Annotated in this window: 13 protein-coding genes; 6 read left to right on the forward strand and 7 right to left on the reverse strand. The window is 44.8% G+C overall.

Translation table 11 applies throughout. The features are described from left to right. Positions 1-66 precede the first annotated feature (66 nt). Entirely contained in the window at positions 67-996 is a 930-nt protein-coding gene (locus H532_RS0103280) for a bifunctional helix-turn-helix transcriptional regulator/GNAT family N-acetyltransferase (protein WP_027724298.1), read from the forward strand. A gap of 56 nt (positions 997-1,052) precedes the next feature. On the opposite strand, the gene H532_RS0103285 is transcribed toward H532_RS0103280, so the two are convergent. Genes H532_RS0103285 through H532_RS0103295 form a run of 3 tightly spaced genes read right to left on the reverse strand, consistent with a single transcriptional unit; the run spans position 1,053 to position 2,994 of the window. Further along, positions 1,053-1,607, reverse strand: coding sequence for an NADPH-dependent FMN reductase (locus H532_RS0103285; protein ID WP_027724299.1), 555 nt, complete (start codon positions 1,605-1,607; stop codon positions 1,053-1,055). 34 nt (positions 1,608-1,641) lie between these two features. Next, complete coding sequence (locus tag H532_RS0103290; RefSeq protein ID WP_027724300.1) at positions 1,642-2,175, reverse strand: YceI family protein; 534 nt, start codon at positions 2,173-2,175, stop codon at positions 1,642-1,644. Positions 2,176-2,229: 54 nt separating this feature from the next. Further along, positions 2,230-2,994, reverse strand: coding sequence for a DODA-type extradiol aromatic ring-opening family dioxygenase (locus tag H532_RS0103295; RefSeq protein WP_027724301.1), 765 nt, complete (start codon positions 2,992-2,994; stop codon positions 2,230-2,232). Between the two features lie 215 nt (positions 2,995-3,209). Here H532_RS0103295 and H532_RS0103300 point away from each other — a divergent pair, with 215 nt between their 5' ends. Next, the gene (locus H532_RS0103300) at positions 3,210-3,539 is read left to right on the forward strand and encodes a winged helix-turn-helix transcriptional regulator (RefSeq protein WP_027724302.1); all 330 of its coding nucleotides are present in this window, start codon (positions 3,210-3,212) and stop codon (positions 3,537-3,539) included. 178 nt (positions 3,540-3,717) lie between these two features. After that, positions 3,718-5,814: a DNA topoisomerase III gene (locus H532_RS0103305; RefSeq protein ID WP_027724303.1), complete on the forward strand. Its 2,097-nt coding sequence runs from the start codon at positions 3,718-3,720 to the stop codon at positions 5,812-5,814. A 206-nt stretch (positions 5,815-6,020) separates the two neighbouring features. Here the strand turns inward: H532_RS0103305 and H532_RS0103310 are convergent, their stop codons facing one another. Further along, entirely contained in the window at positions 6,021-6,971 is a 951-nt protein-coding gene (locus H532_RS0103310; RefSeq protein ID WP_027724304.1) for an L-threonine 3-dehydrogenase, read from the reverse strand. A gap of 360 nt (positions 6,972-7,331) precedes the next feature. On the opposite strand from H532_RS0103310, the gene H532_RS0103315 reads away from it, so the two are divergent. Together H532_RS0103315 and H532_RS0103320 are read left to right on the forward strand one after the other, a co-directional pair. Next, entirely contained in the window at positions 7,332-8,483 is a 1,152-nt protein-coding gene (locus tag H532_RS0103315; RefSeq protein ID WP_155994956.1) for an FxLYD domain-containing protein, read from the forward strand. A gap of 11 nt (positions 8,484-8,494) precedes the next feature. Beyond that, the gene (locus tag H532_RS0103320) at positions 8,495-9,664 is read left to right on the forward strand and encodes a S1C family serine protease (protein ID WP_027724306.1); all 1,170 of its coding nucleotides are present in this window, start codon (positions 8,495-8,497) and stop codon (positions 9,662-9,664) included. A gap of 75 nt (positions 9,665-9,739) precedes the next feature. On the opposite strand, the gene H532_RS19415 is transcribed toward H532_RS0103320, so the two are convergent. Further along, complete coding sequence (locus H532_RS19415; RefSeq protein ID WP_051263107.1) at positions 9,740-10,270, reverse strand: hypothetical protein; 531 nt, start codon at positions 10,268-10,270, stop codon at positions 9,740-9,742. A gap of 380 nt (positions 10,271-10,650) precedes the next feature. Between H532_RS19415 and H532_RS0103330 the strand changes: the two genes are divergently transcribed. Next, the gene (locus H532_RS0103330) at positions 10,651-11,304 is read left to right on the forward strand and encodes a peroxiredoxin (RefSeq protein ID WP_027724307.1); all 654 of its coding nucleotides are present in this window, start codon (positions 10,651-10,653) and stop codon (positions 11,302-11,304) included. 169 nt (positions 11,305-11,473) lie between these two features. On the opposite strand, the gene H532_RS0103335 is transcribed toward H532_RS0103330, so the two are convergent. Then, complete coding sequence (locus H532_RS0103335) at positions 11,474-12,436, reverse strand: threonine ammonia-lyase (protein WP_027724308.1); 963 nt, start codon at positions 12,434-12,436, stop codon at positions 11,474-11,476. 73 nt (positions 12,437-12,509) lie between these two features. Then, positions 12,510-12,965 (reverse strand): DUF2269 family protein, encoded by a 456-nt coding sequence (locus H532_RS0103340; RefSeq protein WP_027724309.1) that lies wholly within the window; start codon positions 12,963-12,965, stop codon positions 12,510-12,512. Positions 12,966-13,385 lie beyond the last annotated feature (420 nt).

A 13,385-nucleotide genomic window follows, 5' to 3' on the forward strand; every position in this document is an offset into this window, starting at 1 on the left:
AAATTATTTGACTTAGTCAAATATTTTCGTTTATATTATAAGAAAAATGGCGAAAGGGTGATAGTTATGAAAAATTGCACTTTGGAAGACAAGATTAACCAATTTAGAAAGTTTAATCGATATTTCACACGAAAAATCGGGGTCTTACATGAAGGATTATTGCACAGTGCTTATTCCCTTACAGAAGTCCGGATCCTCTTTGAGATTGCTCATCACGATCTGCCAACGGCCACACAATTAAGACATGAGCTAGGGCTAGATGCTGGTTATCTCAGCCGCATCCTCACCCGTTTTGAGGAACGTGGGCTTACTGAAAGAATTCGTTCAGAGCATGATGGCAGGCAGTATCATATTCGCTTGACACCGGAAGGGATGAAAGTCTTTTCGGATTTAGATCAACGTTCAAGAGATGAAGTGGCTGAGATTTTAAATGTCCTTAATGAAGAAGAACAGCAGAAATTACTGACATCAATGCGCGAAATCGAAAATATCCTTGAGAAGAAAACTTTTCAGGCTTCTGATGTGATTCTTAGAAGTCACAAGCCAGGCGATATGGGCTGGGTCACCCACAGGCATGGTGTGCTATACGCCCAAGAATACGGTTGGGATGAACGTTTTGAGGCACTTGTCGCTCAGATTACGGCAGATTTCATTAACCATTACAAACCTGAACGTGAGAAGAGTATCATCGCCGAATTGAACGGTGAAATCATCGGTTCGGTGTTCGTCGTCCAACAAGATGAGACCGTGGCTAAATTACGCCTCCTTTTAGTAGAGCCAAAAGCGCGCGGCTTTGGACTTGGCAGCCGTTTGGTACAAGAGAGCATTGCCTTTGCCAAGCAAGCCGGATATCAAAAGCTCGTTTTATGGACCAACAGCGTCCTTAAAGAGGCCCGTCATATTTACGCAAAATCTGGATTTCAGCTAGTGGAACAAGAACCACACCATAGCTTTGGCAAAGACCTCATTGGAGAAACGTGGGAGCTCGTTCTTTAATAAAAAGGATAGATTTTCTTATTAGTATGAAAAAAGCCCGCAGAAATGCGGACTTTTTATTTCATGTTTTCAGTTTTGACGAAAGCCATAAATTTCTCAATGACACCATCTAAAAATTGCAAGGTGTTCGTGTCGACTAACCGGCCATTTTCATCAAACTTCTCACCGGCAAAATTCACCAATACTTCATTGCCGCCAGGTGGGAGCACCTTAGCTTGAATTCCGGGAGACGATAAAATTTGCCTTAAATGAAGTTGAGCTCTGACAGTGCCAAACGTCACCGACGATGCTCCCGCTGTCATAATCGGTTTATTGATCAACACTTTGTCAACACGCGACAGCCAATCGAGTGCGTTTTTTAGCACGCCGGGGACCGACCAATTGTATTCAGGTGAAACAATAATGACGCCATCGGCTTCCTTCACCTTTTTCTTAAAAGAGACGACCGTCTCCGGCGGATTATTTTCTATATCCTCGTTAAAATGAGGCAGGGAGCCGATATCCAAAATCTCAACATGCATCTTGTCACTATACCGTTCCTGAATGGCTTTGGCTAGCTGCCTGTTATAAGAGTTTTTCCTTAAGCTCCCAACAATCGCGACAATGTTCATCTATCATACTCCTCGGTTGCAAATATTTTTTTAGTTACTCTGCTTTGGAAGCCTCAATGACGATGGATATATTCACGTCTTCACCGATCAGCACGCCGCCAGTTTCCAGCGCGGCATTGTATGTCAGACCATAATCGCTACGCTTAATTTTTCCTTCTGCACTGTAACCGAATTTGATATTCCCCCATGGGTCTTTGCCTTGACCTTCATAGGTCACTTTAAAAGTTTCTGACTTCGTCACATCGCGGATCGTTAAATCGCCTGTGACTTCGTATTCGTTATCCCCTTTTTTAGCAATGTTTGTCGCTTTAAATGTCATTTTCGGGAATTTTTCGACGTCAAAGAGGTCGGCAGAACGCAAGTGATTGTCTCGGTCGTTGTTGCCGGTATCGATGCTTGCGACGTCAACCGAGAAAAAGATGTTTGCTGACGTTAAGTCGTTGGGATCGGCCTCAATATCGGCTTCAAAGTCATGAAAAGATCCGCGCACCTTGGCAAACATCATGTGTTTAATCGTAAACTCTACACTGCTGTGGGCTTTGTCCACTGTCCATTTTGATAAAGTCATAATGTTACCTCCCATAATGCCTTTTTATTTTTTTGAGATGTTTCCCCAATTTTTCTAATCAAATTGCCATACACTATAACTGAGATTCCCATAAATATAGCTCCGATATAATAATTGAGCCTGCTTAGTCGAATCCGCCGCACCCATGGCGTAGAAGATTGGAACGAAATGTTCGGTGCCATAGAGCGGCACAGCCAAATCGGCATAAGGTGCGGCTTCCCTGTAAGAAAACAGCGCCTCCAAGTTCCATGAGAGAATCTCATTTTCTAACCATTGGTCAAATTCAAATGCCCACCGGTCAACTTCAGATGGTCCTTTTTTAAAATCCACCGCCCGTAAATTATGAACCGTTCCGCCGCTTCCGATGATTAAAATATCCTCTTCGCGAAGCGGAGCTAAAGCTTTGCCGATGCGATATTGTTCCTCGGGCGTTAACCTTGAGTTGACGGACATGGAAATCACAGGAATATCGGCTTCAGGATATAAATGTTTTAATATGACCCAAGCACCGTGATCTAAGCCGCGTTCAAAATCGGCTTGGGATTCTATCCCATGGTCTTGCAAAAGATCGTGCACGCTTTTCGCAAGGCTTGGGTCTCCTTTTGCCGGGTATTGAATGTGATAAAGCTCTTCTGGAAATCCGTAAAAATCATAGATGGTTGAATAATTTTCCGCATGGCTGACCATTTCTACTTGCGATTCCCAATGCGCGGAAAAAAGCACGATCGCCTTAGGCCGACTGAAGCGGTCCCGCACGCTTGACAAAAAGGATGTATAATCATTTTCTTCAATCGCAAGAAGCGGGGCTCCATGAGCTATAAATAAAGACGGTACCGTTTGGTTACACCTCCTTTAGATGCCTAATCACTGACTTACTATGCATAATATACTTACTTACAAAATGTAAGAAGATGACTACGGTTATTACAATAATATAGTCACTTACTTTTGTCAAGTACGTATGTTATAATTATTGCAGGACATTTATTTTATAATTTTATTATCGAATGACTCACATGAACGGAGGTGTCATCATGGTAGACACAAAACTGTGCCCAAAATTTGAATCTGCTTTTGAAATTCTGGGAAAACGCTGGACAGGGTTAATCATAAAAGCACTATTGTCGGGTTGCCATCGCTTTGGTGATATGTCCGAGATGATTCCGCAAATGAGCGACCGCATGCTTGTTGAGCGTCTGAAAGAATTGGAAAGCGCAGGTATAGTTAAACGTACGGTCTATCCGGAAACTCCTGTTCGAATCGAATACAAACTCACTGACAAAGGAAAAGATCTCGGTAAAGTCATGGACCAAGTTCAAGAATGGGCAGACAAATGGGTGGAACCGCCAAAAAAAGAAAAATAAATGGACCTATTAACGAAGTCATGCATGAAGACCGGCTTGGATAATGGCCGGTCTCTACTTTTAATTGATCCACTTTTGTTTAGGCATAGATTAAAGCCATCGTTCAAATGGCTTGCTTTTATAAATCATCCTATTCCTTTATACTGGGTAGCGGAGGCGTTTTTGAAAGGAGTTTTTTATGAAATCGCTTGTTTTAGCTGAAAAGCCTAGTGTTGCCCGGGATGTTGCCCGTGTGCTCGGCTGTAAACAGACCACGCGGCATTATATCGAAGGCCCTCGTTATGTCGTGACATGGGCGCTTGGGCATCTCGTGGAATTAAAAATGCCGGAAGACTATGACCGTCAATATAAAACGTGGCGGTTAGAGGACCTCCCCATTATCCCAAAACAAATGGGATTAAAAGTCATCCGCCAAACAGCCAGCCAGTTTCGCGCGATTAGCGAACTCGCCAAGCGGAAAGATTTAGGTGAGTTAATCATCGCAACAGATGCGGGACGCGAAGGGGAGCTTGTCGCCCGCTGGATTATTGAAAAAATCCGCTGGCAGAAACCGATCAAGCGACTGTGGATCTCATCACAAACGGATAAAGCCATTCGCGATGGCTTTAAACAATTGAAACCGGCATCCCAATACAACAATTTATATGCATCCGCCGTCTGCCGCGCCGAAGCCGATTGGTTGATCGGCCTCAATGTCTCACGGGCCTTGACGACGAAATATAATGACCCGTTATCTGCGGGACGCGTGCAAACACCGACACTCGCTATGATCATCGAACGTGAAAAAGCGATTCAAGCGTTTAAGCCACAGGAATATTGGACGATTACCGTTACAATTGGCGGACTTACCGCAGTATGGCACCGTAAAGGCGAAAAGCGGTTGTTTGATCAAACCGAAGCAGAAAGTATTTTGAAAAAAATTTTTGGCAAAAACGGCATCGTCAAGAACATCGAGCGAACAACAAAAAGCGAAAGCCAGCCGCTCCCGTATGATTTGACAGAGTTGCAACGGGACGCCAACTACCGGTTTGGTTTTTCCGCGAAAAAAACTGCCAATGTCTTGCAAGAACTGTATGAACGACATAAACTCGTGACTTACCCGCGCACGGACTCCCGGTATTTGACCCATGATATCGAAAAGACAATGCTCGAGCGACTGACGGCGATTTCAAGCGCTTACGATGCTGAAACCCGCCACATCATAAAGAACAAAGGCCGCGTTCTCGCCCGTAAAGTGTTTAATGATGCGAAAGTCACCGACCACCATGCGATCATCCCGACCGAAGAACGGCTTCACATTAACGATTTAACAGCCGATGAACGGAAACTGTATGACCTGATCGTTCGCCGCTTCCTCGCGTTGTTTTATCCCGCTTACCAGTATGAACGGATTCAAGCAGACATCGAGGTTAACGGGGAAACTTTTATCATCAATGAAAAACAAGTGCGAGAGATTGGCTTTCGGGCGGTCACGGGTAAAGACGATGAAGCCCATTTGGCACCGTCCATGGAGCATTGGCAAGTCGGCCGCAACCTATCCGTTGCCTCACCGCAAATCCATAAAAAGCTGACGGAGCCGCCGCAACGGTTTTCCGAAGCTGACCTTCTTCACCGCATGGAAAAATACGGACTCGGCACACCCGCAACCCGTGCGGATATCATTGAAAAACTGCTCTATTCTGGAGCTGTTGATCGACAAAACGGCAGGCTTTACCCGACGCCAAAAGGAAAACAGCTCATTGGCCTTGTAAACGAAGCGTTAAAGTCACCAAAACTGACCGCGCGTTGGGAGAAAGAATTAGAGGCGATTGCCCGCGGAGCTGGGAATCCGAAACAATTTATCGCCAATATCCGCAAACAAACAGAACAGCTCGTACAAGAAATCAAAATGAGCGAACAAAGCTACCGCGCGCATAATCTCACGGGATCCCGGTGTCCGGAATGCGGGGAATTTTTAAAAGAAGTCAAAGGTAAAGACGGCCGCCTGCTCGTCTGTTCCAACCGGGAGTGCGGCTACCGCCGGCGTAAGGATCCGAAATTGTCCAATCATCGCTGCCCGCAATGTCACAAGAAAATGGAGATTCACGAAGGCAAAGCTGGCTCCTATTTCAAATGCCGTCACTGTAATATCATTGAGAAAGCAACGAAAGAAAAATCGGCGCTCTCCAAACGCGAAGAACGAATGCTTCTAAAAAAATACAGCAAAACCGATGACGGGTTTGCCATGAACAGCCTGGCCGAAGCCTTGAAATCCGCGCTTAAAAACAACGATTAGAGGCTTTCCGCCTGTAAGCGGAAAGCCCCTTCATCACAATAAACAGCCGTCTCCTCCGTCCGCATAAAGGCCGGTTGAGACGACTGATTTTTTATGCCGATAAGAAAGCTTATCCTATTATCAATTCAGTATAAAGCAACGAAGGCTCTGCCTTCGCATAAAGGGCATGGCAGAGCAAAGTTTTCATTAACAGAGAAAGGGGTTCTTTATGCCATCTTTTTCACTTTTAACTTAGAAAGCATATCTTCGGTCATTTTATCCAGGTCAAATTCTGGTTTAAATCCCCATTCCTCGCGAGCGGCTGAATCATCAAGCGAATTTGGCCAGCTCTCGGCAATTGCCTGCCGTACCGGGTCGACATCATAGTCCATGGTGAAATCAGGAATATGACGGCGAATGGCATTTGCGAAGTCTTCGGGGGCTGCACTAAATGCCGTGATATTAAACGCATTGCGGTGTTTTAATTCCGATGGATCGGCTTCCATCAGTTGAATAATGGCAGAAAGGGCATCCGGCATGTACATCATGTCCATGTATGTGCCTTCTGCAATATACGAGGTATAGTGACCTTCCTCCAGCGCCTTATAGTAAATATCAACCGCATAGTCGGTTGTTCCCCCACCAGGTGGTGTCACATAAGAAATTAAACCCGGAAAACGAACCCCGCGAGTATCGACACCGAATTTTTTATAATAATAATCGCACAACAGCTCCCCAGCCACTTTATTTATCCCGTACATCGTCGTCGGCCGCTGGATGGTATCTTGTGGGGTTTGGTCTTTTGGCGTTGTCGGTCCGAATGCCCCGATGGAGCTAGGCGTGAAAAATTGACAATTCAAATTTCGAGCCACTTCCAGCGCATTCATCAAACCGCCCATATTCAGGTTCCATGCGAATACAGGCTTTTTCTCCGCCGTCGCCGATAACAATGCGGCCAAGTGAATGATTGTATCAACTTTATACTTTTTGGCTGTTTCGAATAAAGCGCTTTCATCTGTCACATCTACAATTTCAAATGGGCCCTCCTCGACCACACGCGACGCATTGCGGCGAATGTCTGTAGCGATGACATTGTCGTTACCATAAATTTCTCGGCACTTGACGACTAATTCCGAACCGATTTGGCCGAGCGCACCCGTTACCAGTATTTTTTTCAAGAAAAAAACCTCCTGGGTAGTCTAATGATGACTTTATCTAATATGTATAATATGTTGTGCCAAAACCTTCCGCTAGCATTATATCAAATCCCCCCACCATAATAAAAGTGTGGATGTGCGCCTTCGTTTTGGCATCGATCACTTTTGTCTGAAAACTCTGACATATCGATAAAATGGTTGACAAGGGCGAACCATCACAATATTTCATCACTTTACATAACGGTTAAAGTTTCCTTTATAGTACGCAACTCCCATTCCTTTTTTCCAATATTTATGGCAAACTTGTTATGAATAATGGTAGAATAATAATCTAATATAATACATTTGGGCACCTTTCACGCCCAAGTCCGAAAGTTGGTGATGGACTTGATAACATGTCCGCATTGCGGATCTGATATTAGTGAAATGAATCGATTTTGCCCTTCATGCGGCAACCGGGTACATCGGGGGGATCCATCCTCGCGGGAAAAATTCCGCCGTTGGTGGCTCATTCCCTTCTTTATATTGATTTTAGCAGTTCTATGCCTCGGGGGCTTCTACTATTATCAACAGCATCTCACCCAAGAGGCAGTCCAATCCTTCCAAAAAGGGGAGCAGCTTGCTTTAAAAGGGAAATACCGGGAAGCCGGGGATGCCTTCTCCGATGCGTTAAAAAAACGCCCGCATTTTCCGGCGGCACTACTGAATTTAAAAATCGTCAATATTGGACTGGATATAGAAAGTGATTTACAAACGGCCAAACAATTGGAAAAACATAAAAAGTATGATCAAGCGCTCGCCACCATTGACCGAGCCTCAAAAAAATTGCAAGGCTATAAAGGAAAAATTGTCACGCTGATCAACCATTCCATTTCCCAAGCCAAAATCAGCGCCACGGTCGGTAAACTCCGCCAAGAAATGGAAGGGAAAGACAGCATTGATGCCCTCGCACCGATTTTAACGAAGGCTGAAAGTCTTAATATCCCTGAAGCTAAAGAAATCGCTAAACAAATCCGCGCACAAATCGTCGAAATCGCTTATTCCGAGGCGAATCAGCTTTTGAATGAAAAAAATTATTCAAGCGCCTTGGAAAAAGTGAATGACGGGCTAAAATATGACCCAAGCAGCGAGAAATTACTAGGCCTGAAAAAGGCGATTGAAAAAGCCAAGAAAGAATATGAAGCTCAAGAAACGGCGATTGCCAATGAAGCTATTCAAAAAGCCCAAGAAGAATATGAACACAATAAAAAAGAAGGCGTCCAGCTTGTCGATATTAAAGCAAAGTTGGACGAATACGGAAACGTAGAAGTCACCGGCAAAGTCAAATGCACCGCAACCGTCCCTGTAACATCCGTGTCTGTCAGCTACACCTTATATGATGAAAACGGTGCGGAATACGCGACCAATGAGGTCATCGTCGTCCCGGATACATTAAACCCCGGCGACGAAGGCACCTTTGATTACACGCATTTTAACGTCAATGGAAAATTAACCGTCAAAGCAACAAAATTAAAATGGTATTTGGCGGATTAGGAGGGTGAACCATGCGAAACAAACATCTTCTTTCTTCCATCTTCATCTCGCTCATTCTCCTAATTGCCGCGGGTTTCAGTTTCTATGAATTAAACACCTATTTTTCCGGTTTTGAAGTGCAAAAAACTTCAGCGATCGTTCAGCCGAACGGAAAAACGGATAGTACAACGGCTGTGGATTTAAAAACGGTCATCCATAATAGTCAAAAGGATGTCGTGCAAATTACCGTCATCACTCAAGACGAAGAAGTGATCGGGTCGGGTTTTCTCTACAACGATAAAGGGGATATTATCACCAATGCCCACGTTGTTGCAGGAGCCCGCAAAGTTTCAGTGAAAACATCCGATGCCAAAACCTATGATGGTACCGTCATCGGCATCGGTGATAAAACCGACATCGCCGTTGTCCGCGTTCCCGAGTTGGCTGGTGTCACACCATTAAAAATAAACCGAACACATAAAGCGGAAGTGGGAGATCAAGTCATCGCTCTTGGGAGCCCTCTCGGCTTACAAAATACGGTAACAACCGGCATGATCAGCGGAATCAATCGCAGTTTTACCATCGACCCATATGAATATAAGAATATGTACCAAATCACCGCCTCCATCACGCATGGTAATTCAGGCGGCCCATTGATCGACCGAAAAACGGGTGAAGCAATTGCCATCAATTCCGCGGGAACGGAAGAAGGAAATATCGGCTTCAGCATTCCAATCATCGATTGTATCGACCAAATCGAGTCATGGTCAGAAAATCCGCAAGATGTCTCAGGTGTCAACGGGACGGTGGATGTAACAGACGGTGACACATCCGACCAAGACAGCTTTAATCAAGATGCACAGTACATTGTCAATTATTTTTACGAAAGCTTAGCTGCCCGCGATTACGTCACCGCATATATGCTCCTTGGCAGCGACTGGCAGAAAAAAACGTCTTATGATGAATTCCGAAAAGGCTATTTGAAAACGCTAGATATCACGATTAACGATATCTCCAGCACACTTTTGAATGACGGCCGGCATGTTAAAGTAACGGTCGTCATTAGCGCCGAAGAGCAAGCGGACGATGGCAAAATTGTCACCCATCGTTATAAAACGACCTATACCGTCGGCTATGAAAATGACCAACTAAAATTGCTTGACGGAACGGGTGAAAAACTTGATGATAAAGCCAAACCGTAGCACATCGCCGATGAGGCGATGGACACTGATTTTTGAGGAAAAATGATGCCGTCGCAAAATGCGGCGGCTTTCTTATTATTGATGGGTCTCGGCCCACTTTTTATGAATGGCTTGATACAGCTCTTTGTCCGATTTTCCTTCGGGATTGATTCCAAGTTTCTCTGCTTTTCTCACAAGCCATTCATGACGCTTTTCTTTGAGTTTCTTCACAACTTCATTTTTTAATTGTTGATCGGTTTTTCCTTCAGTGGATATGCCGAGACGATTCGCTAGTTTCTTCAGTTTCTCAGGATTTTTTTCCAGCATTTTTTCGCGAACAGCCCATTTTAGTTCGTGAAAGCTTTTCCCTTCCGGACTGATGCCCAACGCCTTCGCACGGGTGATCAGTTTTTCTTTGCATTTTGCCCGAATCGCTTGTCTCAGTTCCTGATCGGTTTTACCCGATGGGTCGATGCCAAGTTTTTTGGCCATTCTCACTAGGGGGCCATGATCCATCATGTGATGTTCATGATGCACGGCTGGGTGGTTTTCCATAGCATGGCTCATGGAATAGCCGCCAAGTAAGAGTCCCCCTGCTGTAAGAATCGCAACGAGTTTCTTGATCATCTTAACGTTCACTCCCTTTCATCGTTTAATATGTGGCTGTTCAATCCAAGTATATCCAATAATTAAAAAACCCCTTCACCTGTGTGAAAATTCCCATATATGTACGGTCACTTTGATTTCGCCTTCCTTCCCGCGTAAATTTTTAATGTCTCATATTGACCGGCTCGGCTTTCGCTTCTATAAGCCATTTTGCATGCAAATTTAATGGCTTGTCCTTAAATGCTGATTCATGCTGCGATTTTGTATCATTGAAAGAGACCCCCGGTCAGAATTGGGCAAAGTGATAGACATTTAAAAAAAATGCATTTAAAATACAAATATAAAATATAATTCTCCTATAAGATTAGTAGGATTTATATCATTTATTGGAGGTGGTTAATATGTCCACAGTTGAAGAACGCGTATCTTTGCCGCTTCTCAATGAGCCAGCCCCGGATTTCGAGGCGCAATCCACTCACGGCCCCATTAAATTGAGTGATTATCGCGGGAAATATGTCGTGTTATTTTCCCATCCCGGTGATTTTACGCCCGTTTGCACAACAGAACTGGGCGGGTTTGCTGCAGAAGCCGAAGAATTTGCAAAACGCAATGTGCAATTGATTGGGCTTTCGGTAGACAGCGTTCCGTCACATTTGGCCTGGATTCGCGACATCGAGCGGATTTTTGACGTCAAAGTCACGTATCCCGTTATTGCCGACTTGGATATGAAAGTCGCCAAACTGTATGGCATGATTCACCCCGGCGCATCCAATACCGCTACCATTCGCTCTGTGTTTATCATAGACGACAAAGGGATCTTGCGTGCCATGATTTATTACCCAATGAGCGCCGGCCGCAGCATTCCGGAAATCTTGCGCGTCATCGATTCATTGCAAACAACGGACAAAACCGGACATACAACACCAGCCAACTGGGTTCCGGGCGAGCCGGTCATCGTCCCAGCCACACCGAAAGCCGGAGCCATTGAATCCGAAGAAGAGGCACGCGCAAAAGGCTTGGATTACAAGAGCTGGTATCTCCGATTAAAAAAGTAACATAACAAGCGGAGGCTCGCCTTTCACAGGCAGCCTCGTTTTCATTGATGGTTATTTAGTCCCTTATTTTTGCGCTTTACCTCATCATTGATCAGCGCTTATTTTAAAGTGTCCGTTTATTCGGTTCTATCCTAACGGCACAAGCCCAGTCAAACCCGCTTTCTCATTTTTAAATGTGAGCCTCAACTTCCAACCATTTCCCCAGTTGCGACAGCGAGGCATTCCCCCCTGATGCAAGAGCCACGACTTTTTCGTTCGGCACGTAGCTTTTATGCTTCATTACTGCAGCGAGTGAAACACAGCCCGATGGTTCGATGAGTTGCTTCATCCGCTCTAAAGCGAATCGAAGCGCCGCTTTGATCTCTTCTTCACTCACAAGAACGAGATCATCCAAATATTTTTGTAAAACCGGAAACGTCAGCTCACCGGGTTTATTGGTGCGCAATCCGTCAGCGATTGTTTCGGTTGCCGCAATCGTGACCGGCTCCCCTTTTTTTAGGGAAAGCTGTGTATCATTCGCGAGCTCAGGCTCAACACCGATGACCTTTACATTCGGCCGGCTTTCTTTGACAGCGGTGAGCACACCGGATATGAGCCCACCTCCGCCAACCGGCACATAAATGGCCGAAACATCAGGGACCTGCTCAAGGATCTCTAAACCCGTCGTTCCTTGACCCGCCATGATCAATGGATCATCATAGGGCGGGATAAAGACAGCACCGTCCTCAGTGGCAATAGATTTGGCGCGTTCGATGCGTTCATGTGACGTTGTCCCGCAATATATGATTTCCGCGCCATAGTTCCGGATGGCATCAACCTTGGCTTTCGCGGCATTTTCCGGAACGACAACCGTTGCCTTCATCCCAAGTGTTTTTGCCACAAAAGCGACGGCTTGGCCATGGTTTCCGGAAGAGGCGGCAATCACGTGCCGCGCTCCCTCTCGAAAGGCTTTTTTCACCTTGTTCGTCGCCCCGCGGATCTTAAATGAACCAGTCGTCTGCAGATGCTCACCTTTGATATAAACTTCAACGCCACTTCTTTCTGTCAGTGTCTTAGACGTTAAAACCGGGGTATATTTGGTCACTCCGGCGATCGCCTCTCTCGCTTTACGGATATCTTCTATTGTAATCATCATCCGGCCTCCAGGCATCGTGTTTTTATCATCCATGATTAACCGGTGTTCTTTAAGGAAAGCACCGCATATCTTAGAATGGCTTTGTAATCATCAGGGCAATAATGATTAAAAAGAGAATGTTTAACAAACCTTCATACCGGTACATTTTCCGTAACGATTGTTGAATGTCTTCCGGGATGTCATCACCCTGGTAATTATCGATTTGGGCTTTCAGCGGTTTGGTGATCGGTGATAAAACCACTGGCCCCATTCCAAGTGCCACTATAAATAGAATTAAGCTCGTCACATACCAGCCCATATGAAACAGGTACGGGTGGATCGCTCCCATGGACAGGCCGGAAAGCAATAAAAGTGTGCCACCTATCATGATAAAAATATGAAGCCGATTTTTAATGAAAAATGCCTGGCGTAATTGCGCCATGGTTTTGGCGGTTTTCACAATGGGAATCAGCGTAAAGCCAGGCCCCATCCCTATAATCGCGGAAAAAATATGTATAAATACCAAAATAGAATAAAGGGTGTTCATCGCATCCACCTTTTAAAAAAATATTCACTTTTTATTTTATAAAGAAAAATTAGCTCTGCCAAGCTTTTTAAAAATGGCAGAGCCTTCGTTGCCCTTTATTTGATAGAAAACATAGATGATCATACCTTAAGAAAAACCGGGCATACGTACTGCCCTTTTGGATGTGAAGCATAAGGCTGATCATCCGGTCAAAAACCATTTTGGCCCATTTCTCACTTCAAAATGGTTTATTGAATACATATATTGGAAAAACAGCCCCGAATCGACCACATCTTCCTAATAAATTCAAGCTAATGTCCATTTTAAAAAATGTTTCAGCCCGAAATGGCAGATAGAGCCGTGCTAAATGCTATTTTGGATCGCTTCCTATTCCAAAACGGCTTTTAGGATACAGATAATGGCAAAACAGCCCTCGAATCG

Source organism: Tuberibacillus calidus DSM 17572, from assembly GCF_000430685.1.
Classification (GTDB): Bacteria; Bacillota; Bacilli; order Bacillales; family Sporolactobacillaceae; genus Tuberibacillus; species Tuberibacillus calidus.